This is a genomic window from Amycolatopsis sp. NPDC051758, from assembly GCF_044453095.1.
In the GTDB taxonomy this organism is placed as follows: domain Bacteria; phylum Actinomycetota; class Actinomycetes; order Mycobacteriales; family Pseudonocardiaceae; genus Amycolatopsis.
In genome coordinates, this window is the sequence record NZ_JBITCJ010000008.1 from 207,120 (window position 1) to 232,649 (window position 25,530).

Sequence of the window (25,530 nt, forward strand, 5' to 3'; positions counted from 1 at the left end):
ATGGTGATCCGCCCCCGTTAGTGCTGGAACCCGACAAAGAAGGTCAGTGTGTCGCCTGCTGGTTCACCTCGGCCGGATGGGGAAAGACGCACTCGTCGTCGCAGTCCTGCGCACCAGCAGTGGCAATGAACGGACAGTCGCCTCGGTGGGCCTTGGTGAAGGTGACGCTGCCGTCAGGATGCTCGAGTATGTGCAGCGCGCCGCCATGGTGGTACGCCCAAACGACGTCGTCCGGGTCGATGCGCTTCTCGCCATCGAAGCCGTAGGTCGTGGCCAGCAACGCACTGATCGCACCGTGAACATGAGGTGAGACGATCTGGGTGGACGGTGGGGCGGCGAGGATTTCGGCGGCCCTACCGAGGAGACGCTCGGTCAGCGCGCCGAGAGCAGTGGCGGCGTGGACGTCAGCGCTCGGTCGCGGAGTTTCGTGCCACCAGTTGCCGGGAGCGTCAGCGGCGATGCTTGTCCACGTCATCTGGTCGCTGAGCACCTCCGCGACAGCGAAGCTCTGGTTGATGTAGTAGCCGCGCTCGACGCATGCTCGAAGCGTGCGTCCGGCGAACTCGACTACGCGGATGTGGTGGTAGCTGGTCGGGGTAGCGCCTGTCGCTTCGTCGCGTTCGGTCATCGAGGCGTTCATCGTGGTCTCCTCCGTCTTCGTGTGCGATCTGTTGGTCGTGCGGGGTCCGCTCAGGTCGTCAGGTCGAGACAAACCCCAACAGGCGAGCCAGCTCTGGCGCGATCACAGCAGCGCGATCACGAGGCACCAGTAACGACATCTCCACGTACGGCGAACGAGTGTTCAACTGGATGCGCGATTCCCCGTCGTCGAGGCGGCAGACGGTGAGGCTCGACACTCCGGGCAGGACACGTACCGGGCCGCCGAACGCTTGCGCAACGTCGAGCATGGCCGCGCGTTCTTGCGTCAGTCGCTCGTGGCGTTGCGCGTTGCGCTCCCGGATGCGGCCAGCCCAATATCGATAGGAGGGCAGCACATCCTCTTCGAGGCGGTCGGCGACCTCCTTGATCGGCGTGCGAGTTTCCACGAGTACCGGGCGCGGTTGATGTTCCTTCGGAAAGAACCAGCCCGGTGGGTAGTTCGGACGATGGTGGACGTAACCGTCGGGTTCGGACCAGCCGGTTGAAGACTCGTCCTCGTCGTACGGCAGGACTGCCTGGAGGGTGTAGGCCCACGGCCGCAGGTTCCTGACCGGATCAACGCGAAGGGCTTCGCCCGCTGGCCCCAGGAGCACCGTGCCGCCGTACAGACTCTTCATGTAGCCAGAATGGCGCAGGTAGGTCGCCAGGCCCCACGATCCTTCCAGTTCGGATGTCAGGCCGAGTACTGCACTGATGATTCGTTCTTCGCGGGTAACCATGATGGTTCGCCTTTCGTTGATATTTCCGGTAAATAGGTGGTAGCTAGGTTTTCGCGCGTGCTGGCCCGGCACGGGTTTACCGGCGGGCAGCGGCGCGCAATGCGGTGGTGGCGGCGTGTCCGATGGCGCGGGCGGCGGTCGTGGGGTCGGTCAGCACGTGGACGGTGGCCCCGTCGAGCGGGGTGTCGGTGTCGCTGGTGGTCAGCCACAGCACCGCGCACCCGGACGCGCGCAAGCGGTCGAGCTTCTTCTGCCCGTCGCGGCGCGGGTCGGCGCGGTAGTTGCCGTCGGACACGATGACCACCAGCCGGGCCGCGCCCGGGCGGGACAGGCCGAGGGAGCCGTCGAGGGCGTCGAGCGCGCGGGGGATGTCCTCGTAGTTGTCGTTGGAGCGGAACTCGGTGACCTCGGCCGGCGGCTTGCCCGGGCGGGTCAGCGGGCGGACGTGGTGCCCGAAGATGACGCTCGCGGTGTCGGCGGGCACCCGGGTGTGGCGGGCGGCGTTGGCCAGGATCCAGGCGGCCGAGGCCACGTGGGCGCGCGCCCAGCCCATCGAGCCGGACACGTCGCACGCGATCCCGACCCGCAGCGGCGGCACGGTGACCGGTGTCCGGGTGGTGCGGGTGAACGGCTCGGCGGTCACCACGGCCCCAGCGGCACGCTGAGCCTCGGCCGCACGGACCCCGCGCATCCGCAGCCGTCCCGGCGGCACCTCCGAAGTGGATCGCACGGCGACGCGTTCCCGGGTCCCGGCGGTGTCCAGCGCCCGAGCAAGCACCCGCGCGGCCGTGCACTCCTCCGGCCTAGGCGGACGGGTGCCCGTCGTCCTGGTGTCGCCACCACGGGGGCCGCCGGTGCCGAACACCCGCCGCGCCACGGCCCCCGCTTTCTTCTCTGCGGCGTCGTCGCGTTCCTTCTCGGCTGCCGCGACGGCGGCCGGGTCTTCGGGTGCCTTCTCCCCCGCGACGTTTGCCGCCACCCCGCCCAGCACGGCGGCAATGGCATCCGCCAACGGTGACGGGACGGCCGGGGCACCGGGGCCTGACGGGCTGCCGGATGGATCCAGCGTGCCGGACGGGGCAGGCTGCGCGGCCGGATCCGGGCTGTTCGGGTCGGTGCCGAGGATCTCGCACCACTGCCGCCCGAGGTCGAGCATCTCCTCGCCCGCGTCGTCGGCGGTCCGCAGCGCCTGCCGCCACACCGCCCGCAGCTTGGCAAGGACTTCCGCGCCGAGCACGTCCTCGATCACCCGGGCGACAGGGGCGACCTCGGCGTGGGTGAGCACCCCGCCGTCAGCTCGTCCCAGCAGCAGCGCAGCGGTGTGCGCGGCGTCGGCGGGGGTCATCTTCGGGGCCGTGGCTGGGTCGGCGTACAGATGCAAGTCGGTGGCGACGATGCCCCTCACACACGCGCGCAGCCAGTGCCGGTCATCCGGACGACGGCGGATGTGCGCCGCTTCCATCCGTGGCTCTTCCAGCAGCATCGCAGCGGCGACCACCCCCGGCGGGGCGTCGTTCGGGGGTTCCCACGCGGTGTGTTTGGCGTGTCCGCACTCATGGGTCAGCGCGCCCCACACCGGGGCGTAGCGGGCACGGTCGGACAGGTTGGCGGGGTCGACGGTCGCGGGGTCCACGCCGAGGTGGTCGCCGTCGACCTCGATCAGCGCGCGGTGCGGGTAGAAACACGCGGGGGCACCGGCACCCGCGCCGGGGGCGACGGTGACCACGAGGTCGTCGCGGTCGGCGATCACGGGGACCTCGTCGGCGAACGCGGCGGACAGGGCCAGCCACTCCGGGCGCGCGGGAAACACGGCGGCACCGGCGGCGGTCGGGTCGGTGGTGACGTGGGCGCTCATGGCAGGTCCTTTCGCGACGGTTGGCGGGTCGTGGCGGTTCAGGGTTTGGTGGGGATGCGGGCACCGAGGGCGAGCGGGGCGACGGTGCGGCCGAACACGTCACGCACCACGGCGGCGACGGTGGCGCGGTCCTCTTCCGGCGCGATCCCGACCAGGTTTCCGGCGGCGGCGTCGAGGTCCCACGCGTCGGCGAGCTTCTTGAACGCCAGCAACTCTCGCAGCTGCGGTGCCCACCCGATCTCGCCCTTTTCCTGCCGGGTGGCGAGGTTGCGCGCCACCCGCACGGCCTTCTTGTCCACTCCCAGTTGTTCGGCGAGGGCGTAGTCGCTGGAGACCTGGATGTGCACGGAGAACCGGGAGGACAGCGCGTCGGTGAGGATGGCCCCGTGGACGCCGGGGTTGTGTCCGGCGACGACGTAGAACCCGGGAGCGGCCGTGACGACTTCGCCGCCGTTGGACTTGATCAGGATTTCGCGGCGTCCGTCCATCGCGGGGTAGACCACGGCCAGCACCGTCGGCGGGATCAGGGTCGCGTCGTCGATGAACAACGGAACCCCGGCGCGCATGGCGCGGACCAGCGGCCCGTGGACGAACACGAAGTCGCCGCCGGGGGTTTTGGTGTAGTCGCCCACGAGGTCGGCGACTACGGTGTCGCCGTCGCCTTGCACAGTGAGGCAGTCGTTGAACGCTGCCTCCACCACCGAGGTCTTGCCGGTGCCGGGCGGACCGTACAGCAGTGCGGCGACCCCGGCGTCCCGTAGGCGCGCCAGTGCGGTCACGTCGGGCATCCCGGACAGCAGCCGGGGGTGGTAGTCCATCCCGTTCGGACGTTTGACCGGCCCGGTCACCGCGCGCGCCGGTCGTGTGGTGGCGCTGCCCGTCGCGGACGGAGCGGGGCTGGTCGGGGGCGCGGTTGTCTTCGGGCGTGACGCGCGAGGGGTACAGGGTGGCGCGGGGGTGATGGCGGGCGCGGCGGCCGCCGCCGTGGTCGCGGTTGCCCGGTAGCCCAGTGGTGCGGCGGCGGTGAGTTCGGCTTCTCCCCGGTCGGCGAGCGCTTTGCAGGCGTTGCCGACCGCGCCGGATGAGCGGTTCAGGGTCGCCGCGATACCGCCCGGGGTGTGGGTGGTCGCGGGGTCGTCGGCCAGGACTTTGGCGACCATCGCGCGGAGTTCGCCGTTGCGGAGCCGGGTCGCCGTCCCACCTGCCGGGGTGGTCGGCCCGGTGGTGGGTGCCGTGGCGGGCGGGGTGGGTGTGGTCATCGCGGGTATTCCTTTCCAAGTGGGCGGCGCGGGTGATGCGGCGGATCAGAATGATTCGTCACGATTCTTGATTGATTTCCGGATTTCCTCGGCGACACAACAAAAGTAACTCGACAAAGCGGCCACGCGCAATCCTTTTCCACGTCCCATTCGGGTGACGAATTCGCACTCAATAGAAGAATCTCAAGCATTTCCGCCAAACCGTTTGCGCAGGTTCGCAGCACCTAGCGGCCGCCGGCACGCCCGGTAACCCAACAGTAATTGCCATTTCATGTGAAATGAAAATAAGGAATAGATGACTGCTGACACGAGGTGAGATAGCCGTCGGAACTGGACCGCGGAGACCTGATCATGGGAGCCGGATCGACGGGGCGGGCCTGATGTGCTTACCTGCTTGTCGCCAAGCGAGTCTGGGATATCAGCGGATCCCCGCATACCAGCGCTGACCTGCGTGTATCCGCGCGCACGGAGGATCCGTCTTAGCCGGTCCACGGAACGCCAGGGCGATCGGCACCCGGATGGGCACTCCCGGCGGCGGGCGGTCGCGCGAAAGGCGGGGCCGTTGGACGGCCGGTTCCAGCGAACAGGTCGATCAGAGGGTCGATGCAGTGCTGCGTCCGCCCATGAGAAACGTTGCGGAACCTCGACGGCGGCGCGGTCAATGACACCGACTCTGAACGGAAACACCGAGATACTTTTCTGCGCGATGACTATCAGTGCGTCGACACTAACATCCGTCGCGGCCGCTTGCCATTTCAGCTGTAGAGGCTCTTCTATGGTGTCGACACGGTGTTTCGGACCTTCGGGGTTGCGATTCCGGCGTGGAGGTCTTGCAGTCGCTCGGCGAGCTCGATTGTCGCGGCAGCGGGTGTTTCGTCGATCTCGGCGAGGCGGGCTTCGAGCAGGCGCAGCGTCCCGGCTATCGCGTCGTGCCGGCCGAGGTTGTGTTCGAGGCGCATGATGTCGCGGTAGAGCAGCTCGTTGTGCGGGTCCAAGTCCCGCGCCGATTCCAGAAGCTCCAGCGTGGACTCGGGATCGCTCTGGACCTGGGCGCGGGCCAGGGCGGCGACGGCGTCGAGGGCGTCGCGGCGGACGCCTTCCCGCAGCGCGGTGAGCCATTCGGCTTCGACGCCGGCCGCCAGCTCGCCGCCGTAGCTGGCGACGATCGCGGCGTGGGCCGCGGAACGGTGGTGCTCGTCGGTCATGGTGCGGCGGCGAGCGAGCGCGCCAGCGAATGCCCAATAGTCGACCTCGACGACGGTGGGTTCGAGGCGATACCGGCCGTGGGCCGCAACCACGACGTCGCCGATGTCGGGCGAGGTTGCTTTGTCGATGGTGCTGCGAAGGCGGGACAGGACGGTGCGCAGCACGGCGGCCGGGTCCCGCGCTGGGCGGTGGGCCCACAGGCTGTCGATGATCGCCGCCCGCGGAACGCCCTCCGGATGGAGAGCCAGGTAGATCAGCAGCTCCCACAGCCGCCGCGAGAGGCTACCGGTGACTTCGACGACGTCGTCCGCGCGAGTGACGTCCGGTCGCCATGCCAACGTCGGCTGTCCGAAGACCGACAGCACCAGCGGCGTGGCTACGTCGTGCTGGGCTTCGGTGGTAGGTGACGTGACCGGCTCAGGTGCTGCTTCGACTTGGTCTGGTGCGGGAGGGCCTGCGATCTCCAACCCGTGGCTTGACTCGACTGCGGGTTCGGGGTGGTCGTCCCGGACGCCGTGTGCGGCGTCGAAGAGAGCGAATAGCTCGCGGGTTGCCGATTCGGGGAGGGTGAAGGCTCGCCGGCCGCGTAACGGCTCCCCCGGACCTGGTGACGTCGCGGTGATGGCGCCGGCGGTGTCCACGTAGACCGTGACGCCGGGGTGCCATTGGCCGAGCAGCAGCACGGTCGCGTTGCCCTCCCCGAGGACCTGCTGCAGCCGGGTGCGATCGGGCTCGCCTGCCGGCACGTTCGCCAGGAGAATTCGGCGGACGCTCTCCGGCGTGCTGTCGAGGCGTGTGATCGCGGACGCGAGGTCATCGACGACGTGGACGCGGTCCGGCAGGTCGTCGACCTGCTCCGGGACGCCGAGCAAGCTGCGCAGATCCCGAGCCGGCGCGACGACCTTCGGGTCGCGAGAGGAGGTCATGGCCGTGAGCAGCAGCGCGCGGACCGCGGCGTGGCTGCCGGGTCCGATGAGACCGAGGCCGTGCGTCGCCGCGAGGTCCAGTGCCAGTTCTGCGGCGGTCTCATCGACGACGTCACTCAGCTCGAGCGTCGCATCTAGCTCGGCAACTTCGCCGTCTACTTCCGCACTGGCCGGATCGGCCTCGTCGAGTTCGGCCCGGGCGTGCTGGTGTGCCTGGTGCAGCTGGTAAACGACTGGGGCGACGGGCAGGTCGTCGCCGCGCCGGCCGCTGCCGGGCCGGTAGCCGGCGCGCTGCCGTCGTCGGGCGACCAGCAGCGCCGCGCTGGCCGCGCCCGCCAGCCCGAGACCGACGTATACGCCAGGCCCCCACGCCGAGCCGGGGCTTGGAGAAGCGGCGGGATTCGTTACCGGGCTCGGCGGGGAGACCATCGCGGGCTTCGGAGGCGGAGGCAGCGGCGATGGTTTCGGCTGGACGGGCTTGGTGGTCGGCGGCAGACGGACCTGGTCGCCGGGATGGATCAGGCTGGGCGACGTCAGCTTGCGACCGCCGGGCTGGGTGCTTGTGGCGCTCAGGCGCCAGATCTCCGGCCACCGGTCACCGTCGCCGAGACGGCGTTGCGCGATCCGGTACAGCGAGTCGTAGACACCGTCGCAGGGCGGACGCACCAGCTCGACATCCTCCGATTCGCCAACGACCGACGTCGCGGTGACCGACGTATTCACGCCGGCCTGGATCGCGCTGCTTCCGACGGGTGCGGCGAGGGCGGTGCGACTGAGGAACGACACCACGGCGGCGGTGATGAGCATCGCGGCGATCCGGCGGAGCGGGCTGCCGCCCCGGGCGAGGTCCGGCCGGCCGGCGGCGAGGACGAGCTCGCGTACGCAGCCGACCAGTTCGACGATGAACGCGCCCCACAGCAGCCACGCGCCGCACGCGAGCACGTGGAGCAGCAGACTCGTCGACAGCGGGCCCGCCAGCACCTCGCCGACCTCTGCCGTCGTCGGCAGATGATCTGGGAGGGGCCAGCCGATGAACCGCGCCAGCACCCACGGCAGCCCGGCACACAGCCCGGACAGCAGCGTGAACGCCACGCCGGCCTGCAGCAGCCGTCGCGCGCCGAGCAGGACCGCACGATGTGTCGGCACCACAGCGTCCCCGGCTCAGCTTCGCTGGCCCTGCGCAATCGGGGGCTGCGTACCCAGCGCTAACGGCCCAGGGCGGGGTTCCGGCGGTGCGGGTGCTGGCGAGGCCTCGGGCTGGGTGTCTGGTTTCGGGCGGCGGCTTCCGGGCGGGCGACCGCGCCGCGCGCGGGGTTTGCCGGCGGTGAGCCACCGGGTGAGGTCGGCGGCCGGGACGTCGGTGAACTCGGCCAGCTCCTCGACGCCGACGACGTCCGACGCCGCGGCGAGCACGGTGCCGAGCTTGCGTTCGACCTCGGCCAGTTCCTCGGCCAGCGTGGCTCGGCGGTGTGCGAGCTCGCCGACCTCGCGGGCTGCGGCCGTCCTCCTGGCGCTCTTGTCCGCGTCGGCCTTCTCGACACGGCGCTCGATCTCGTCGGTCGTGATCATGCTCTTCTCCTTCGAGGGGTCATGGCTCGAGCGCGGTGATGCCGCGCTGAGGATGTGCGGCACCGCTGCCGTGGGCACCGATCGCCGGGATGCCGATGAGTGAGAGCAGCTGCGTGGGCTGGCTGGTCGTGACGGTGACGGTCACGGTGTCGGTCGTGGCGGTCACTGTGCCGGTGGCGCCGATTCCGGCGAGGTAGTGGCGAGCGAGTTCGTCGGCGTGTGCGGGTATCAGCCGCAGTGCGCCGGTGGCTCGGTAGGCGGAGAGGTCGATCGCCTGTGCGCCGGCGCGGGCGGCGGACTCGGCTTGGCCGGTGGCGCGAACTTTGGCGGCAAGAGCGAGGCCGCCGTCCAGGCCGAGGCCAGCCAGAGCCAGGAGCCCGAGCATCAGCACGAGGACGAAGGCTGAAACGCGGCCCTCTTCGGCTCGCCACCACGCCGCGCGGCGGCGGGCGTCCATCACGCGCCTCCGGCGGCGGGCTGGGAGCGGTAAGTGTCGATGACTTCGCTGGCCGTGGCGCTGAGCGTCCGGGTGCCGGGGACACCTAATATCAGTGCTCGGCCGAAGTCGACGGTGCAGTTCACGCTGACGACGACGGTGCTACCCGGGCTCGCCGACGTGCTCGCGGTGACCGACGCGTCGCGGCAAACCAGCCTGGCATGTGCCAGCGCCGAGGTGGCGGTCGATTCCGCCGCGGTGCTGGCGGCCGCTGGGGTGCGCTGCAGGCTCGCTGCCCGTGCGGCCTGGTGTGCGGCGTCGTCCAGCCGCAGCCGCGCGTCGACGCCGCGGTGGACGACCACCGCGACGAACACCAGCAGCATGACCAGGACCGGTGCGATCAGGACCGCTTCGGCGGTCACCGACCCGCACTCGGCTCGCCACCAGCGGACCACCCGGCCGAGCTGCATGGCGGTCACCGGCTCGGCTCCGCGGACACCGGTTCCCAGGGGAACGGGCCGGCTCCGGTCAGGTCGCGGGCGGCCGTGACGTACGCGAACACGGACCTCGGCAACTCCGCCGCGGCGTCGACTGTCGCGTGGAGAGACGTGGCGTGCAGCTCGGCGCGGACGGTGTTGGTTCGCTCGACGAGGTCGGCGTGGCGGAGCTTGGCGTCCCATTCCCGGGTGAGCGTCACACAGCCCTGCAGGTGGAACAGCAGCTCGCCGAGCTGGGTGTCGAACTCGGCGATCGCCCTCGCGGTCGCCGACGCGAGGTCGGTCTCCCCCGGTGCCGCCGCGAGCTGCGCGGTGTGCCGACGCGCGGTGCGCGTGCGGGCCAGGCGGGTCAGTGCGTCCCAGACGGCGTGGTGAGCTCGGCGGGGCAGGTCGGGTTCGAGCCAGTCGCGTGCGGTGCTGTCGTGGAGTTCGCCGATGAGATCGATCAGAAGGCCGGCCGTCTGGTGAGCCTGATCGCCGAGGTCGGCGAAGTCGTCGCTGCGGTAGAAGAACTCGCCGGGCGGGCGTTCGAGACGGCATCGGCGTCCATGCGGATGCTGGTGATCGCTGGTCAAGCAAGCCGCAGTGATGACTGCATCGCAGAGGCCGCTCAGCAGCAGCGCGATGCCGCTGGCGATCAGGAGCGCGCCCGCGAGGGTCCGCGTGACGTCGGTCCCCAGGGCAGTGGCGAGCGTCAGCAGCCCGGCGACACAGCGAATCGAGCAGGACCGGAGGAGGAACGCGCGAACGACCTCGTGTCGCCAGCGTTTCTCTGTGATAGCAGGATTCCACAGCATGATGTCGGGACCGTCGGCGAAGTCGCCGGCGGCCACCGGATCCGGCTTTTCCAGCAATGGCATGGTTTCTTCCCCTCTTCGATCAGGCGTCGGGAACGAACCTTTCGACCTCGCCTGCGGATTCGGCGTGCACGTGCAGGTGCACACCGGGCAGGACGGCGACGACCTCGCCTTGCACGCTCACCGACGCCGAGGTCGCGGTGCGCGTCACCTCGACGTGCGAGGACCTCAGCGGCCCCTGCGCGAGGTCGTCGAGCAGGCGTTGGGCGGCAGCGTGGCCGGCCGCGGCGGTGCCGTCCTGGGTCCGGGCCGCGGCGAGCCCTTCGGTGGAGGCGGCCTGGGCGATGTGGGTCGCGTGGGACCAGAGTGCGAACTGGACGATCGCCAGCAGCGCCAGCAGAAGCAGCGGTGTGGCGATCACCAGCTCGACGGTGACTTCCCCGCGCTCCCCCGCCAACGCTCGCCGGATCCGTCGCCGGACAGCGGCGAGACGACCACGTGCAGCGGAGAGCATGTCAGCTGCCGAGGTCGATGCTGTTGGCTTTCGCGGTCAGCTTGGCGGCGATGATCGCGATCAGCGCGATGGCCAGGACCGCCATCAGCGCGGTGACGATGACCGTGGTGGTGATCTCGCCGCGGCTGTTGTCGCGGCGCAGCAGCAGGATCCGTGCGGCGAGGATGGTCCAGAGGGTTCGGCAGTAGGTCAGCATGGTGTCTCCTGTGGACGGTGTCAGAGGCCGTTGAGGACCTGGGTGATGGCCGGGTAGGCGATGAATCCGAGGAAGCCGAGGAACAGCAAGGTGACCGGCAGCGCCATGCGTTCCGTCGCGGCTTGCGCGTCGGCTTCGGCGTCGGCGACCAGGTGCGTGCGCAGCGCCGCGGCTTTCGCGGCCAGGGAGGTTCTGACCTTGGCGCCTTCGGTCCCCGCGAGGGAGATCGATGCCGCGAGCTCGGCGAGTTCGCTGATGTCCAGCTCGTCGCCGAGGCGGCGCAGGGTCGACCACGGTGCGGTGCGGGTCAGCTGGGCGGCGTCGAGCGCGCGGCGCAGCTGGTCGAACGCGCCACCGCGGCCGACGTTCACGGCGGCCAGGAGTGCCGCTTCGACTCCGGCGCCGCCGGCCAGGGTGATCCAGACGAGGTCGAGGAACGCCGAGAGCGCGGCGCGGAACTCTGCACGTGCACGCGCGGCCTTGGCCCTGACCTCGAGATCGGGTGCGACGAATCCGGCCGCCGCGAGCAGGACCGCGAGCGCCAGGGGCAGTTCGACGCCGAGGTGCACGTCGACGAGGACGAGCAGACCCTGGAGCAGCAGCGGCGTCAGTAGCCCGGCGCAGGCCAGCACGGCTTTCACGGCCAGGTGGGTGTCGGCGCCGCGACCCAGCACTCGCAGGTCCCGGGTCAGCCGGTCTCCGGGGAGGCCGAGGGCGTGTAGGGGCCGGGCCAGCGTGGTGGCCCACGGGGCGTCGGCGACCGCTGCGATCGGGACGAGGTCGTCCGTCACGATGGCGAGACGGCCGCGCAGGGTGGCCTGCGGCGGGATCGCCCAGGTCAGGACCAGCCAGAGGCCGAGGCCAGCTCCGGCGCCGAAGAGGATCGCGGCGGTCACGCCCGTTCACCGCCACGTGACTCCGCCTCGGCGACCCGGCCGTCGCTCAGGGAGAGGACGCGGGCGGTGGGGCGGCCAGCGGCGATCCGGTTCAGCCAGGCGAACCCGGTACTGAACAGTGCGCCGATGACGAGTAGGACGGTCTGGCCGAGCGGGCTGTCGTAGGCGGTGAGGTAGGCGCGGTTGAAGACCACGACGCCGACCGCGAACGCGATCGTGGTGGCCACGACGACCCGCACCGAAGTCCGGGTGCGGGCGCGGCCGGTCTCGACGCGCATCCGCATCGCGGCCTGCGCCCGCGCGGTCTCCGCCAGTGACCCGAGCAGTTCGCCGAGCCCGCGCGCCTGATGTTCGGCTGCCAAGACCAGGGACGCGATGACCAAGTCCGCAGTCGGGTCGGCCAGCTCCTCGGCCAGGTGCCGCAGGGCGGGGGCGAGCCGGTGTCCGCTGCGCAGCCGCGCGGCGAGGCGGCCGACGTCGTCGCTGATCGCGTTGGGCGCGAGCGGCGCGGTCGCGAGGATCGCCTGCTCGAGCCCGGCCGCGGCCGCGAGGGTGTCGCGCAGCATCTCCGTCCACGACGCCACCGCTTCGATCCGCGCCACCCGCCGCGCATGCGCACGGTCGGGCCCGACCAACGCGGGCAGGAACCATGCCGCGGCCGTGGCGAGCAGCCCGCCGACCACCCATCCGGTCGCCGCCGCGGCCACCAGGCCGACGCCGAGCGCCGCGCCCGCGCGCAGTGCGTGGGTTCGGTCGGCGCGCCACCGCGTCTGCCGGGCGGGCCGCGTCCGGGACAGCGGTTGCGGCCGGCGAAAGCCGACGAGGGTCAGCAGCAGGCCCGCGGCGGTGCCGAGCCCGGTGATACAGCCGATGAGGATGCTGGTCATGTCGCCCACCACCCCTCGGGCTGGGTCAGGAGGTCGGGATCGAAGCCGGCATCGACGAGGTCGTTCAGCGTGTCCGCGCGCAGTGCGCCGGCGACCGGGCGCGCTCGAAGATCGGAGCCGGGGCGGTAGACCTCGTTGGAGACGACGGTTCCGCCGTCGGCGTCGACGACCTCGCGGATCGAGGACACGACCCGGGTCGTGCGGTCGGCTGCCTTGGCCAGGTGCACGACGAAGTGCACGCTGGACGCCACCAGCAGCGCGGTCGCTTCCAGCGACAGTCGCTCGGCGCCTTGCGCGGCGTAGGACGCTAGCCGGGTGAAGGCGATCTTCGAGCTGCTCGCGTGCAGCGTCGCCATCGAACCGTCGTTACCTTGGGACATCGCGTTGCACATCGGAATGACCTCCGGCCCACGGATCTCCCCGACGATCACCCGGTCCGGGGACATCCGCAGACCCCAACGGACGAGCTCGGCCTGGCTGATCGCACCCGCGCCTTCGACATTGGGCTGACGGGCCTGCAGCGCCGTGACGTCAGCGTGCAGGCGCGGATCGAGACCGAGGCCGAGCTCGAAGGCATCCTCGATGGTGACGATGCGTTCCAGCGGGTCCATCTCGGCCGCCATCGCCCGCAGCAGCGTCGTCTTGCCGAACCCAGCGCCGCCAGTGATCAGGACGTTCTTGCGGGCTCGCACCAGCGCGCGCAGGAGCCGTTCGAGGCCGACGTCGAGGGTGCCGCGGCGGCGCAGCTGGGCGAGGCTGGTGGTGAGGTAGCCGTGACGCCGGATCGAACACGCGGTGACCCCGCCGGCGGTGAGTCCGAGCACGGCGAACAGACGCTCGCCGCCCGGAAGCTGCAGGTTCAGCGCGGGCGAGCCGCGGTCGAAGCGGCGTTCCTCCGAGGATGCCCGCGCGGCGAGGGTGCGGACGAGGTCGGTCAGCTCGTCGTTCGACGCGGCGACCGGCGCCACCTGGGCGCGGGTGCCGTTGGAGTACTGGACGAAGACGCGGTCGAAGCTGTTGACGTTGATCGTCTCGACCGCTGGGTCGTCCAGCAGCGGCTGCAACCCGCCGAGCCCGAAGACCTCGTCGAGCACGGCTTCGACGAGCTGGGCCTCGGTGTCCGGTGACACCAGCAACCGGCCCGCCTGCAGCTCGGACTCGCTGTGCGCCGCGCCCGCGCTTCGGAGCACCTCGCGGGCGAGTTCGCGGCGCCGCGTGCCGGTCATTGGCTCCGTGCCGGCGCCAGCGCGGCTCGGCAGCTCATCGGCGAGGATGTACCTCAGGTACTCCCGAAGGCGTGCCTCGGGACCGGAATCAGCCGCCGGGTCGGGCCGGCGGTGCTCGTCGAGCACGGTCATGGTCGGACGTCCTTCCCGGGAGCGGTGCTGTGGAGGTGGCCGTTGTGCAGGGCTGTCGGTGGCAGCACGCGAACGCCGGACGCTGCTGTGGGCTGGGCAGGTACACCCGGCGCCTGCTGCACGACGCTCGGCGATGGCGGTGACGGTTCGCGAGCGGGTTCACCAGAGAGGGCCTCAGCAACGGCGGTCGCGACCCGGGCAAGCCCACCTGCTCGCCGTCGACCAGGCGCCGCTCGCCCGGTGTAGCGGCCGGCGGCAGTCGGGTCGTGGGGAATCCTTGCCATGACCGGGATGCCCAGCTCGCGCGCGACTTCGTGGGTCGCGTGCCCGCGTCCGGCGAGTACCAGGCACGCGCGGGCGGCTGTCCGGCCCAGGTCGTGAACGCGAGTGGCCAGGTGGGCGAGCTCGTCGCTATACGTGCCGGAGATCAACAGCAGGACGTCCGCGTGACGGATCACCGCCTCAGCAGGGGAACCCGGGTCCAGGCGCCCGCAATCGGCGAACATCGCCACCGCCGGCCGACGGGCAGTGCCGTAGAGCGGTGAGGCCGCCGAGGTCAGAGTGCTCAGCGCGGCCCGAGCCTGATGCCCGCCCGGCGGACCGGCAATGACCTGGACGCCGCCCGGAAGCCGCTGGACATGGCTCCAGACGACATCGGGATCCACGGGCTGCCGTGCTGCCGCCGCAAGGCTGAGAAGTCCCGGCGACGCGGCCATACCGAATCGCTGCACCAGGTCCCCACCGGCGGGATCGCACTCGACGACCACACGCCGGACTTCGGTCGGCCAGCTCGCGGCCAGGGCGAGGGCGAAGGTGGTGACGCCCGGCGAGCCCTTCACGCTGGCAAGCGCGATCAACATCAGCGTTCACCGCCCGGGAGCATGACCAGCGCCACCTGGCCCACGGGCACCCGGGCGAGCGCAAACGCGGCGTCTCCCGGGAGTTGCAGCGAGATCACCGCGGTCGGGTCGGTTTCCGCCTCGACCAGCCCGATCACCGTGGCCGGCCACGTCTGTCCGCTCTCCAGCCCGGCCGACGACCCAACGGTCGAAGGCGTGGTGGTCACGACGCGGACGGGAGCGCCGGGCGCAAGCTCGAGCGGGAACTGCCCCGGCTTCAGCGCGACCGCCACGATCGCACGCCCGGCGGCGGGGATCGCTGCCGGGCCGACGCTGCCCGGGGTTAGCAACGCTCCCGGGTCGAGGCTCGTCGCCATCGGCCGCCCGAGCACGACGGTCGCCTGCTCGACCGGCACGGTCACGACCGCGTCGGCAGCCGAGAGCTCGACCTCGCGGAGGTCCGCTCGCTCAAGGATGTGTCCGACACTCACCGGCCGCGCGATAGCCAGCACTGGCACGCGTCCCTGCGCGCTGCTCGACCACCAGAGCGCCCCGCCGACGCACACCACGATGAGCAGGACACCGACCAGTAGGTGCGGCAGGCGTCGGCGCGTCCGGCGTCCTGTCGGCACCGCGGTGAGGTGGCCTTTCTTTCCCAGCCACGACTCGGAACCCACTTCGGTTCCGGCGCCGCGTTCGCCGGTGCGGATACTCGTCACGACGTTCCTCCAGGCATGGTTCGACCGCGTCATGCATCGTCGAATTCGTTGACGCACAACAGAGATTGATTCGAGAACGTGTTTGGGCTAGCGGTGACCGGTGCCGAGGGCTTGAACCTCGGCTACCCGGAACGCAGCCGTGGCGGAGGTCGTCAGGTCGGGGAACGTCCCACTCGCTCCGGCACCGGACCACGTCACCGTCCAGTGGGCCGTCGCCGTAACGGCGAAGTGCTGGCTAGGGGCTGAGGCCGAAGAACGACGGTAGGTGTGGCCGCAATCAGGCGAAGCTGATGTCGGCTCGGCGGTGGCCGAGTAGGGCGTTCCGGGGCCGGAGCAGCTGACGTTCTCGCCGTCTCCCATCTTCCAGGTCACCGAGGTCGGCGTGGCCACCGCGGTGACCGAGACACTTGGTACGGCCGCGGTTGCCTGCCGCGTTCCCCAGCTGCCGTGCTCCAGCCACAGCCAGGTCGGCAGGCTTACGAGCTTGTCGCCGGCCGGGTTCGCCTCGATCCGCGGTACGGGCAGCCGCAGCTGCGCCCGAGCCTGGTCGGCCAGCTCCTGCGGCGAGGGCAATGCGGCCGCGGGAGACGCCTGACCGTCGGGCAGCCAGATCGGCGCTCGGTAAAGACCGTCGTGCACGCCCGGTCCGGAGCACCGGTAGACGTACCAGGAGCCTCCGTCCTGCTGCGCGCTGACAACGGCCGACGGCGACCAGCGCGCGAACACCACATGCGGCGCCGTGACGTCGTGGTACGCGACGGTCTGCACTCCGTTCGCCGGTGGCTGGTAGTTGCTCCGGACGTACGAGCACTTCGCCGCGGTGTCGTTGTCCCCGAGGATGCTGTCGCCCGAAGGCGGCTGTTGATCAGGTGCTGAGTGGGGACGCCCTGGCTTCCCCGGATCTGCTGGCAGCTGCGGCGCCTTCCCGCCGTTGCGGCCGGCGCCGACGTCGCAGGAAGGATTCGCGCTCTGTCCGCAATGGACGTTTCCCCAGCCGTCGGCGGCCGCGAGAGGCATCGCTGACAAGCAGATCCCGAAGGCTGCCGCAGTCGAGGCCGCCGCCTTCGTCACCCGGTGCATGACCCGACCTCGTGGACGGCGAAGGTCGTTACCTTCCAGGAGCCGTCGACAGCCTTCTTCACGAGGGCCTCGATCCGGCGGCGACCACCGGGCCCATCGTCGGCGGGCTGACCGTTGTCGGCGCGGTATTTGAGCCAGCTTGTCGAATCCCCGCAGTCGGAGATCGTGACAGTCTTCGGGTCAGATTCCGGCTCGACGGCGTCGACATGCGGGTGGTTGAGGGGCCGGCCCTTGGTGACGAGTCCGTTGTAGTGGTCGGCGTAGAGGCTTCGGGAGATGGTCTGCAGCGCGTCCGCGGTCGCGTTCTGTGCGAGCTTGGGCGACTGCCAGTCCGAGGTCACTGCCGCATCGGCCATGTCGCTCCACATCCCGAGGTACGCGGCGGTAGCGCGCTGCTGTGCAATGTCGCCCAGCTGGGGCAGCTCAGTCGTCGTGGCCATGCTCGACGACGCTGGCGGCGCGCTCGGCTCGCTCGAGGCGCAACCTCCGAGCAGGACAAGCGCGGCGGACGACGCTGCGGTGACGCGAGCTGCTTTTCGTAGATCCACGGGTTCCCCTCCCATTGGAATGATCAGCTGGCTGTCCGGTCGGGAACACCACCTCGGCGGAGGTTCACTCGTTGGAAGGACGACCGGTGCGCTGAGGCGTCGAGCTGGCCAGCATGGCGTCGTGGGGAAGGGAACGAGCGCCGCCGACGGGCCGGTGACGAGATGAACCCCTGGCTTGGCGCGGCTGGTGCTTTGGCGGGCTTGCTGCTGGGTGCTGCGGGCAGCTTGATCACTGGACGCGTCCTGCATCAGCCGGCTCGGGTCGCGCAGTCGTGGTGGCTGGGCGCGCTCCTTACTGCGCCGCTCCTGGCCGCTCTCGGCTGGCGCATCGGTCTTCGAGGTGAGCTGGCGGTGTACGCGTTTGTACTGGCGCTGGGCGTTCCGCTGGCGGTTGTCGACTGGGTGGAACATCGGTTACCTCGTATCGTCGTGCTGCCCCAGCTGGCCGGCGGCGTTCTGGGATTCGGCTTCTTGTGCGTCGCGCACTCGGACCCGTTACCAGGTCTTCGGGCACTTTGGGCGGCGCTCGCGGCGGCGGGCTTCTACCTCCTGCTCGCCGTCTTGGTCGAGGGCGGAGTCGGCTCCGGCGATGTGAGCCTGGCGGCCGTCGTCGGCCTGGTAACTGGTTGGTCTGGTTGGACCGAACTCGCCGGCGCGTTGGTGCTCGCGTCCGTCCTGGCCCTGTTTCTTCTGCTTGTGCCGAACGACGGCGCCCGGCGCAAAGGCATCCCGTTCGGGCCTTGCCTCGTAGCGGAAATGGCAGTGGTGGTCGTGATCGCCGGTTGAGCGAGGGGACGTCGGCGCGGCGGGCACCGCTGAGGGGGCAGGGGCGCCCGCCGGGCCGACTGGCCGAGGACTGGGAGACGTCCTCGAGTTCGAACGACTACGCGGGCCCTTCGAAGCCCGGGATGCAGCCGACGCCGCCGTTCCACCAAGCGCCCGTCACTCGCCATCGGATCACCGGCTGGAGGTCGGTCTTGCCGGGCCCTACGCAGTAGCGATAGAGGTTGCCCCAGACGTCTTCGACGTCCAAGTCGACCCTCGAGCCGGTGCCGCCGTCGCAATGCCGGTACTCGCCCCAGCTGAGGTAGCCGCACTGCTCGCGGAGCTCGACGCCGGGTGCGGCGCCGGCGGATCCCGCCGCGACGACGCATGCGGCGAACGCGAGCGCAGGGGCACACAGGGCGCGGATGGCCGTGGCACGCAGAGTGCGCGGTTCCATTGTTCCTCCATGGATTCTTGAGCCGAAGAGATCGAAGGCTCTGTTGAATCCACTTTGGACCTGCCAACACACTCAGGGAACTGTCTGGGCGACCCAGGGTTGTGCTGTTTCAGTGCCGTTTCTGTGCTGGTCTTGTCAAGACGACAAGCCTTTCCAATAACTTGATCAGTGAGGTGGCGTGATTCCCTGCCGATCGAGGGCGGTCTGCGCCGTGCACGGGAGTTCGCCGGGCTGGACCTGTTCGAAGGTGGGGCGCCACACCAACGTCGCACCCTGCACGCGCGAGCCCAGCAGGCAGTCGATGCCGCCGGTCGATCGATCGCCCGCCTGATAGGCGACGCCGACGTCGTTTCCGCGCAGGGCAACGTCTTGCGCGGGCGGCCGCCACGGGGTTTGCTTGTCCGGATTAACGGACAAGGTCGGCATCGAACGTGCCAGGCGAGCGAGCAGCTCGTCCTTGGTCACGGACACGGGCAGCGCCGTCAGCACGGACTGCAGGGTCGGATCGAAGCCTTCCGGCACTTCCCAAGGCGGGATCTGCGGCGGGTTCAGCGGTGTCGCTCCGGCGGGGCAGTCCCTGCGGCGCGGCTCTTCCGCGAGCCCCCGGAAGTTGAAGCCGACGTCGTAGCAAGCCGTCACCGGTTCTTGTGGGAAGAACTCGTCTTGATTGCCGAAGTCGTGCACCTGGAAGACGAGGTGCATCGTCACCGCATCCGGGTCGTCGGACGTCGTGTCGCGCATCTCGACCACAGCGAAACCGGAGGAGCGGCCCAGCGTGGTTTCGAGAGCTTTCCGCGCGTACTTGGCAGCAGAGGTCTGTGGCGGAGAATCGATCTCTTCGGCGACCAGCCGAGCGTCCTTGTCGGTCTGCGAATTGCCCGGAGCGCACGCGACCAACGTCGCCGCGCACAGCGCCGCGAGGCATACCACCCCCACGATCCTCACCGGTTCGAGAGTACGCGAGCGGAGCTCGCGCCGGGACGGCTGTTATGCAGTGACCGACGTTGCGCCACCCCAGCTCGACGATTCGGCGAGCCGGGCGTCCAGCGAGGCCAACCTCGTGCGGACTTCCAGGGCTCGCACGTCGCGAAGGGTGTCGAGGATCTGCAGGCTCCGCAGGTATGCCTCCCTCGCTCGCTCGGCCTGTCCCAGCCGGGAAAGCGCCTCTGCTCGCGAAATCAAGGTTTCGGCTGCTCCCCAGCGCTGCCAGCTCCGGCCACGGACGGCCAGCGCTTCGTCGAAGTGCTTCAGCGCCGTGCGGTGGTGGCCGTGTCGGCTGAGCAGCACGCCGAGCCGTTGGTGGGCGATGCCGAGAACTGCCTTCGAGGTGAACATCTGGGCCCGGTTCAGTGCGTCGAGCGCGTACTCCATCGCCTTGTCCACGAAGCCAAGCTGGTCGCACACCTCGGCCAGCGCAGCCCGGTTGACCGCGATTCCGATCTTGACGCCGGAGTCCGAGAACAGCTGGTCGGCGAGCTCGTGCAGTTCACGTGCCTCGGCGGTCCGGCGGCGGCCGGCGCACGCCTGGCCGAGGCCATACGCGGTCCAGGCGCGCGATCGATCGTCGCCGAGTTCGCCGTGGCGCCGGAGCGCTTCCTCGAGGTGCGCGATGCCGTCGTCGGACCGGCCGAGCTCGTGTTCCACCCAGCCGAGGGCTTCCAGACTCCGCGCGACTCCGGCATCACTGCCGGCGGCGCGGGCGGCCGCGAGGCCGTCGTGCGCTGCGCTCAGCCAGGTGTTCCAGCTACGAGTCAGCACGAAGTACGGCAGGAACGCCGTGGGCAGCACCCACAGGACGTCCTTCGCCCCGTGTGTCCGCGCGCTCCGGGCCACCTGAAGCGCTGTGGCGACCTCTTGCTCGCACCACGTCATAGCTGCGTCGAAGCCACCTTCCCTGAAGGACATCGGCTCGATGCCAGCCAGGTGGTCCAGGGTGACGCCGCTGTCCGCCCAGCTGGGAATCAGGGTGTTGTTCGCGTTCCAGGCCGTCGCGGCGTACCAGCGCAGGGCCCGGTCGTGAGCGCGTTCGACTTCGCACAGCTGTTCCTCGACCAGCGCGCGCTGGTGCGCGTAGGCGCGGAGCAGGTGGCTGATCCGGTATCGGCCATTCGGGAGTGGCTCGACGAGATGCGCCTCCGCGAGCAGTCGCAGGGCTTCTCCGGTGCGTTCGAGGTCCAGCTCGGTGAGCACGGCGACCGATTCGATGCCGACGACATTGGCAGGCCCGACGCCGAGGTACCGGAAAACCCTGCTCGCCAGCGCAGGCAAGGTCAGATACGAGACATCAACGACGCCGTGAATGTTCACCGCCGGGTCGTTCGAGGTGAAGAGGTCGAGTCGGGTCTTGTCGGAGTCGAGGCGGTCGGCAAGTTCGTCCAGCGTGGTGTCCCGGTAGCGCTGAAGGTGCTCGGCTGCGATGAGGATCGTCATCGGCAAGCGACCGCACCGGTCGACGACAGCTTCCGCGGCAGCCGCGCCAGCCCGTACGCGAGCGTCACCAACTCGACGCCCGAGCAGTTCGAGCGCCTGTCCTGGCGGGAGCGGCGCAAGCTCGATCGCCGTTCCGCCCGTGCGTGCGAGCAAACCGGACTGCCGTTCCCGGCTCGTCGCCACCAAGACGCTACCGGCGCCCGGAAGCAGCCATTCCGCCTGTCGGCAGTCGGCGATGTTGTCCAGGATCACGACCGCCGGCCGCTCGGCGAGCAGCGATCGATAGCGCGCGACCCGAGCTTGCAGGCTGGACGTGCCGAGTTCGGCGGCGCTTACACCGAGCGCCACGAGAAATCCGTCCAGGACCTCTTCCGGCTCGGCCGGCGCGCCGGGCGCGAGACCGCGCAGGTCGGCAAACAGGCAGCCACCGGGAAAGCGAGCTTGCACGCCGGACGCCCAGTGGACCGCGAGTGCTGTCTTACCGGTCCAGAACCCGCCTTCGATGACGATGGTCACGGTCGCACCGGGGCGCCCCTGAGTGATCAGTGCGCGATCCATCGCCTGCAACTGTTCCACGCGACCGACGAAATCCGGGGCAACAGGAGGAAGCTGGACGGGACGGGTCACAGCGCAGGAGTCGCCGCGCTGTTCCGCGGCGATCTTGTCCAGCTCGCCCTCGGCCTCGAGCGCGGTATCGAGATCGTGCACGACGGCCGGCAGCAGGGTGCGGTGGCCGTGCAGCAGCTTCGAGAGATAGCTCGCGCTGTAGCCGGCCTTCTCGGCGACCTCGCTGAGCGTGAGACCGCGTTCTCTCCGCTTGCGGTGCACCGCCGCCGCGAAGCTGTCGATGGTTCGCATCGCGCCTCCCCGCGCATCGGGACGCGCCGGTTGACGCGTCTTCATGGGCGGGGACCCGGATCTTGACCGGACGACGAGGCAGACACTCGATCGGGCGGTTCCTCCACCGCTCTGCGTCCAGTAATTTGGAATGATCAACTTCAACGGTACGAAAGCCTGAACTCAGAGTCAAACAAATCGGACGCATAGCGGTCGAAATTCCAAGAAGTTGGAATTTCAACCGAAGGGGGTGACCGTGTCCGAGCCCGAAGATCAGCAGCTCCAGCCACCTGAACCTTTCGGCAGACTTCTCGAACGGCTGATCCACCTCAAGAAGCACGACGACGGCCGCTCGTACACCGTGTCCGAGGTCGCCGAAGAAATCGGCACCTCGAAAAGTCAGCTCTACAACCTGATCAAGGGTGCGAACGAACCGAAGTTGCGACTCGCCCAGGAGCTCGCGACCTACTTCGGCGTCGAGCTGGAGTACTTCGGAACCAGCGAGCGAGCCCGTGATATCCAGGAGCAGAACGCCCTCCTCGAGCGGCTGTCCCAGCAGGGAGTCCGCGACATCGCGTACCGGGCGAGCGCGCTCTCGCCGGACGTCCTGTCGAGCGTCCTGGACTTCATCGAATTCCAAGCCAGCCGCGGCGAGAACCACACGTCTGGGTGACTTGATGTCCAGTCGGCCGAACACCGCGCCTGATCTGCAACGATCTCCAGAGGTGATCATCAACGGGCTGGGAGGACCGTCGTGAGCAGCCTGGTTCAACGCGTGCGCCGTGACCGGCGAACCGCCGGCCTGCGCCGTCGCCTGCGGTCCGAACTGCGCGCCGCGGGCATTGAGGGCCCGACGCCGATGGCCGAAATCTGCGCCCGGCTCGGCGAGCACCGCGGCAAGCCGATCCGGCTGATGGGCGTGCCGATGGAGGTGCCCGGCCCGTTCGGCCTGTGGATCAAGACGACAGCCGCTGACGTCATCCTGTACCAGCGCACGGGAACCACGCGGTTCCACCAGGAGCACATCATCGCCCACGAACTCGGCCACCTCTTGGCCGATCACCCGTCGGACGAGGGCGACGACGAGATGTGGCGCCAGCTGCTCCCCGACATCCCGCCCGACGCCATCCGCAGCGCGCTACGGCGGCGCACAACCTACGCGAACGAGTACGAGCAGGAAGCCGAAGCACTCGCCACCGTGCTCTTGGAGGCGACGACCAAGGCGCAAGAGACCACCTTGCCGGGGCGCTCACCACGGGCTCGGCGGGCCCAGACGTCGCTCGGTGACCCGGTGGACGTCCTGTGAACCTCACGAACTTCCTGGTGCTCGTGCTGGCCTGGTTCCTCTACCGGCTGGCTCGGTCGCCACGCGACCCGGCGCTCTGGGCCGTCGTGGTGTCCATCGCCTGCCAACTGCTCGGCGCGTCGACGTTCGTCGCCTTCGCCCGGACGGTGTTCGGCGAGCTGCCGCCATCCAGCACGGTCAAGCTGCTCACCAACGTCGCGCTGAACACCTCGCGGTACGCACTCCTCCTCTTCTTCCTGCTCTCGGCAGGTGGTTCGTGGCGGCGGGTCCGCATCGAGACCGCGATCCTCATCGGCGTCTGCTCGGCGATGACCGCCGCGGTCCTCGTACTTCCGCCAGGAGCTCGTGACAGCGCATACCCGCTGTCCGGGAACCTGCCAAACGACATGAGCCATCCCGGCGTAGCACCCTTCTACATCATCGGCGGCAGCTACATGCTCTACGCCGCCGTGCAAACGGCCCGCTGGGCTCTGCGCTACGCCGCCGAGTCCAGCCGCCGCGCCCGGTTCGGGCTTCGCGTCCTCACCGTTGCGCTCGTCGCCGTGGCCCTCACGACGGGCATCCGGACGATCGTCGTGATCATCCGTTGGGCCGGCCATCCGGGATACGGCGCCACGCTCATGCAGGTGACCACCCGGCTGGTCCCGATCTGCACTTTCGTGTTCCTCGTCGGCGTGTTCTCGGTCGGGCTCTCGGCCCGATTCGCCGCGCTAAGGACGTGGCTACGCCGGCGACGCGCCTACGCCGAGCTGTGGCCGCTGTGGCGGGCGCTGCATGCGGTGTTCCCCGCGGACACCCTCGACCACGCCCCAACCCGAGGCTGGCTGGACACGCTGCTTCCCCACCAGGTCGGCCACCGGTACTGGCGACGTGTGATTGAAATCCGGGACGGCCTCCTGCAACTCAGCCCGCAGCTCGTCGATGCGGGCTTCGACGCAGAGCGACCGGCCGACCAGCAGCTCGGCACGTTCCGCCGCGCACTCCAGCTCCAGGCCAGCGGCCGGACGCCGACCAGCCGGACGGGCGTGCTCGTCGCGGCTCCCGAAGACGCGGGCATCAACTCCGATGTCCGGCAACTCATCCACCTCTCGCGGGCCCTGGCCCGGGAAGGAGCCAAGTGACCGCGGTTTCGAAGGCCGAGATCCGTGACCGGAACCTGCAGATGCTCAACCGCATCCGCGCACGGGACCCGCAGTCTCACCGCGAGGGTTACTACGCGCTGCGTGTCTTGACGGTGGCCGGCCGCACCAGCGGCGAGCCACGCACCGTCCCGATCGCACTCATGCAGCTCGACGGCATCCAGTACGTCTGCTCGCCCGACCGCCGCCGCGACTGGGTCCGCAACCTCCTCGCGGCCGGCCGGTGCACCGTCGAGCCCGATGAGCACGAGCTTCGCGACGCTCTTCTCGTGGAAGACGCCAGCGGCGCCGCAGCGGTCGCCGGATACTTGGGCCGCCTTCCCCGGGTCTCAGACGAATGGCCGTTCCCCGGCGACGCGCCACCGGAACAGGTGCTGCCCTTCATGGGGCAGATCGCCGTGTTCCAGCTGTGTGTTCCCGCCTGAGAGGTCCCCGACTGTGCTCCAGCAGCTCCTCACGGCCGACCAAGTTCTCCCTGGCCCGGCCGGACAGCGGATCCGCGATGGTGCCGTGCTCTTCCAGGACGGCACGATCCTCGCTGTCGGCCCGCGCGCGGACGTCGAACGTCTGGCCTCGCCCACCGCCAAACGGCAGGACTTCCCCGGCGGGACCATCCTGCCGGGTCTGATCAACTGCCACGTCCACCTCGTATTCGATGCTGCCGGCGACCCGGTGAAGGCTTCTGCCGAGGCGACACACACGGAGCTGGCCGGCCGCGCCGACCAGCTCCTGCGCTCTGGCGTAACCACGGCCCGCGACCTCGGTGACCGCGACGGCCTCGCCATCGAGTTCCGAGACCGACAGGCGCACGGTCTGCGGGTGGTCGCGTCCGGACCGCCGATCACCGTGCCGAACGGGCACTGCTGGTTCCTCGGCGGCGCAGCCGACGGCGAAGCCGAGCTCCGAGCGCAGGTCCGGAAGAACGCAGCGCTGGGCGCGGACGTCATCAAGGTCATGGCGTCCGGCGGCCAGGTCACCCCGAACTCCCCCTCGATGTCGGATTGCCAGTTCACGACCGCCGAGCTGGCCGCCATCGTCGACGAAGCCGGGAAGGCCGGGCTGCCGGTCGCGGCGCACGCGCACGGCACGGACGCGATCGCCGCGGCCGCCGATGCCGGCGTCACCACCATCGAGCACTGCACCTGGCTCCGCGAAGGCGGAGGCGGCTACGACCTGCGCGACGACGTCGCCGCGAAGATCGCCGAGCGCGGCATCTTTGCGTGCGTCGCCTGGCCCTCGGACTGGCGCGGCTTCATGAACCGCCTCGGGGCCGCCCGCGCCGACCTGGTGGCCGACCGGTTCACGTGGATGGCCGAGCACGGCATTCGGATGATTCCCGGCACCGACGCCGGCGCGGGGAGCTCAGGGTTCGATGACTTCGCCGGCGCCCTCCAGCTCTACGAGCACCTGGGGTTCGACCGCGAGCACGTCATCGAGATGGCCACGATGACGAGCGCGGAAGCGCTGGGCATCGGAGACACAACGGGACAGCTGTCGCCCGGCCTCTCGGCGGACCTGCTCGTCGTGGAAGGCGACCCCCTGAGCGACCTGGGGCTACTGAGCTGTCTCGAGCTCGTGGTGGCTCAAGGTCAGGTCGTCACGGATCCACTAGAGCAGCACGAACGATAGACAGCA

At 69.8% G+C, this 25,530-nt stretch carries 27 protein-coding genes; 6 read left to right on the forward strand and 21 right to left on the reverse strand.

Annotation, left to right across the window (positions count from 1 at the left end):
* Nucleotides 1-43 precede the first annotated feature (43 nt).
* The 18 genes from ACIA5G_RS33970 to ACIA5G_RS34055 form a co-directional block, all read right to left on the reverse strand.
* Nucleotides 44-640 carry a hypothetical protein gene (locus tag ACIA5G_RS33970; RefSeq protein ID WP_395930692.1) on the reverse strand — a complete coding sequence of 199 codons (597 nt, stop codon included), beginning with the start codon at nucleotides 638-640 and terminating at the stop codon, nucleotides 44-46.
* Nucleotides 641-698: 58 nt separating this feature from the next.
* Nucleotides 699-1,379 carry a hypothetical protein gene (locus ACIA5G_RS33975; RefSeq protein ID WP_395930694.1) on the reverse strand — a complete coding sequence of 227 codons (681 nt, stop codon included), beginning with the start codon at nucleotides 1,377-1,379 and terminating at the stop codon, nucleotides 699-701.
* A gap of 76 nt (nucleotides 1,380-1,455) precedes the next feature.
* The gene (locus ACIA5G_RS33980; RefSeq protein ID WP_395930696.1) at nucleotides 1,456-3,234 is read right to left on the reverse strand and encodes a VWA domain-containing protein; all 1,779 of its coding nucleotides are present in this window, start codon (nucleotides 3,232-3,234) and stop codon (nucleotides 1,456-1,458) included.
* A 38-nt stretch (nucleotides 3,235-3,272) separates the two neighbouring features.
* Nucleotides 3,273-4,493 carry an AAA family ATPase gene (locus ACIA5G_RS33985; protein ID WP_395930698.1) on the reverse strand — a complete coding sequence of 407 codons (1,221 nt, stop codon included), beginning with the start codon at nucleotides 4,491-4,493 and terminating at the stop codon, nucleotides 3,273-3,275.
* 773 nt (nucleotides 4,494-5,266) lie between these two features.
* On the reverse strand, nucleotides 5,267-7,771 hold the full coding sequence (locus tag ACIA5G_RS33990; RefSeq protein WP_395930700.1) for a transcriptional regulator: 2,505 nt from the start codon (nucleotides 7,769-7,771) through the stop codon (nucleotides 5,267-5,269).
* A 15-nt stretch (nucleotides 7,772-7,786) separates the two neighbouring features.
* Nucleotides 7,787-8,194, reverse strand: coding sequence for a hypothetical protein (locus ACIA5G_RS33995; RefSeq protein WP_395930702.1), 408 nt, complete (start codon nucleotides 8,192-8,194; stop codon nucleotides 7,787-7,789).
* Between the two features lie 19 nt (nucleotides 8,195-8,213).
* A complete protein-coding gene (locus tag ACIA5G_RS34000) occupies nucleotides 8,214-8,651 on the reverse strand; it encodes a pilus assembly protein TadG-related protein (protein WP_395930704.1) in 438 nt (145 codons plus the stop codon).
* Complete coding sequence (locus ACIA5G_RS34005) at nucleotides 8,651-9,100, reverse strand: TadE/TadG family type IV pilus assembly protein (protein WP_395931348.1); 450 nt, start codon at nucleotides 9,098-9,100, stop codon at nucleotides 8,651-8,653. Before ACIA5G_RS34005 ends, ACIA5G_RS34000 begins: the two co-directional genes overlap by 1 nt.
* Nucleotides 9,101-9,105: 5 nt before the next feature.
* Nucleotides 9,106-9,987, reverse strand: coding sequence for a hypothetical protein (locus ACIA5G_RS34010; RefSeq protein WP_395930706.1), 882 nt, complete (start codon nucleotides 9,985-9,987; stop codon nucleotides 9,106-9,108).
* 19 nt (nucleotides 9,988-10,006) lie between these two features.
* Nucleotides 10,007-10,438 carry a TadE/TadG family type IV pilus assembly protein gene (locus tag ACIA5G_RS34015; protein WP_395930708.1) on the reverse strand — a complete coding sequence of 144 codons (432 nt, stop codon included), beginning with the start codon at nucleotides 10,436-10,438 and terminating at the stop codon, nucleotides 10,007-10,009.
* Nucleotide 10,439: 1 nt separating this feature from the next.
* Nucleotides 10,440-10,634: a hypothetical protein gene (locus tag ACIA5G_RS34020; protein WP_395930710.1), complete on the reverse strand. Its 195-nt coding sequence runs from the start codon at nucleotides 10,632-10,634 to the stop codon at nucleotides 10,440-10,442.
* A gap of 20 nt (nucleotides 10,635-10,654) precedes the next feature.
* Entirely contained in the window at nucleotides 10,655-11,530 is an 876-nt protein-coding gene (locus ACIA5G_RS34025) for a type II secretion system F family protein (protein ID WP_395930712.1), read from the reverse strand.
* Nucleotides 11,527-12,417: a type II secretion system F family protein gene (locus tag ACIA5G_RS34030; RefSeq protein ID WP_395930714.1), complete on the reverse strand. Its 891-nt coding sequence runs from the start codon at nucleotides 12,415-12,417 to the stop codon at nucleotides 11,527-11,529. Before ACIA5G_RS34030 ends, ACIA5G_RS34025 begins: the two co-directional genes overlap by 4 nt.
* Entirely contained in the window at nucleotides 12,414-13,775 is a 1,362-nt protein-coding gene (locus ACIA5G_RS34035; protein ID WP_395930716.1) for a CpaF family protein, read from the reverse strand. Before ACIA5G_RS34035 ends, ACIA5G_RS34030 begins: the two co-directional genes overlap by 4 nt.
* Complete coding sequence (locus ACIA5G_RS34040) at nucleotides 13,772-14,635, reverse strand: carbon monoxide dehydrogenase maturation protein (RefSeq protein ID WP_395930718.1); 864 nt, start codon at nucleotides 14,633-14,635, stop codon at nucleotides 13,772-13,774. Before ACIA5G_RS34040 ends, ACIA5G_RS34035 begins: the two co-directional genes overlap by 4 nt.
* Complete coding sequence (locus ACIA5G_RS34045) at nucleotides 14,635-15,333, reverse strand: hypothetical protein (protein ID WP_395930720.1); 699 nt, start codon at nucleotides 15,331-15,333, stop codon at nucleotides 14,635-14,637. Before ACIA5G_RS34045 ends, ACIA5G_RS34040 begins: the two co-directional genes overlap by 1 nt.
* Nucleotides 15,334-15,420: 87 nt before the next feature.
* Nucleotides 15,421-16,350 (reverse strand): hypothetical protein, encoded by a 930-nt coding sequence (locus ACIA5G_RS34050; RefSeq protein ID WP_395930722.1) that lies wholly within the window; start codon nucleotides 16,348-16,350, stop codon nucleotides 15,421-15,423.
* A 50-nt stretch (nucleotides 16,351-16,400) separates the two neighbouring features.
* The gene (locus ACIA5G_RS34055; protein WP_395930724.1) at nucleotides 16,401-16,853 is read right to left on the reverse strand and encodes a hypothetical protein; all 453 of its coding nucleotides are present in this window, start codon (nucleotides 16,851-16,853) and stop codon (nucleotides 16,401-16,403) included.
* A 270-nt stretch (nucleotides 16,854-17,123) separates the two neighbouring features.
* On the opposite strand from ACIA5G_RS34055, the gene ACIA5G_RS34060 reads away from it, so the two are divergent.
* Complete coding sequence (locus tag ACIA5G_RS34060; protein WP_395930726.1) at nucleotides 17,124-17,747, forward strand: prepilin peptidase; 624 nt, start codon at nucleotides 17,124-17,126, stop codon at nucleotides 17,745-17,747.
* 97 nt (nucleotides 17,748-17,844) lie between these two features.
* Here the strand turns inward: ACIA5G_RS34060 and ACIA5G_RS34065 are convergent, their stop codons facing one another.
* The 3 genes from ACIA5G_RS34065 to ACIA5G_RS34075 form a co-directional block, all read right to left on the reverse strand.
* A complete protein-coding gene (locus ACIA5G_RS34065; protein ID WP_395930728.1) occupies nucleotides 17,845-18,183 on the reverse strand; it encodes a DUF6355 family natural product biosynthesis protein in 339 nt (112 codons plus the stop codon).
* Between the two features lie 165 nt (nucleotides 18,184-18,348).
* On the reverse strand, nucleotides 18,349-19,128 hold the full coding sequence (locus ACIA5G_RS34070) for a hypothetical protein (RefSeq protein ID WP_395930730.1): 780 nt from the start codon (nucleotides 19,126-19,128) through the stop codon (nucleotides 18,349-18,351).
* A gap of 42 nt (nucleotides 19,129-19,170) precedes the next feature.
* Nucleotides 19,171-21,471 carry a tetratricopeptide repeat protein gene (locus tag ACIA5G_RS34075; RefSeq protein WP_395930732.1) on the reverse strand — a complete coding sequence of 767 codons (2,301 nt, stop codon included), beginning with the start codon at nucleotides 21,469-21,471 and terminating at the stop codon, nucleotides 19,171-19,173.
* Nucleotides 21,472-21,706: 235 nt separating this feature from the next.
* Here ACIA5G_RS34075 and ACIA5G_RS34080 point away from each other — a divergent pair, with 235 nt between their 5' ends.
* The 5 genes from ACIA5G_RS34080 (at nucleotide 21,707) to ACIA5G_RS34100 (ending at nucleotide 25,524) form a co-directional block, all read left to right on the forward strand.
* Nucleotides 21,707-22,123: a helix-turn-helix domain-containing protein gene (locus ACIA5G_RS34080; RefSeq protein WP_395930734.1), complete on the forward strand. Its 417-nt coding sequence runs from the start codon at nucleotides 21,707-21,709 to the stop codon at nucleotides 22,121-22,123.
* Between the two features lie 81 nt (nucleotides 22,124-22,204).
* A complete protein-coding gene (locus ACIA5G_RS34085; RefSeq protein ID WP_395930736.1) occupies nucleotides 22,205-22,756 on the forward strand; it encodes a hypothetical protein in 552 nt (183 codons plus the stop codon).
* Nucleotides 22,753-23,877, forward strand: a complete 1,125-nt coding sequence (locus ACIA5G_RS34090) for an MAB_1171c family putative transporter (RefSeq protein WP_395930738.1) — start codon at nucleotides 22,753-22,755, stop codon at nucleotides 23,875-23,877. Before ACIA5G_RS34085 ends, ACIA5G_RS34090 begins: the two co-directional genes overlap by 4 nt.
* Nucleotides 23,874-24,320 (forward strand): nitroreductase family deazaflavin-dependent oxidoreductase, encoded by a 447-nt coding sequence (locus ACIA5G_RS34095; RefSeq protein WP_395930740.1) that lies wholly within the window; start codon nucleotides 23,874-23,876, stop codon nucleotides 24,318-24,320. Before ACIA5G_RS34090 ends, ACIA5G_RS34095 begins: the two co-directional genes overlap by 4 nt.
* Nucleotides 24,321-24,333: 13 nt before the next feature.
* Nucleotides 24,334-25,524, forward strand: a complete 1,191-nt coding sequence (locus ACIA5G_RS34100) for an amidohydrolase family protein (protein ID WP_395930742.1) — start codon at nucleotides 24,334-24,336, stop codon at nucleotides 25,522-25,524.
* Nucleotides 25,525-25,530 lie beyond the last annotated feature (6 nt).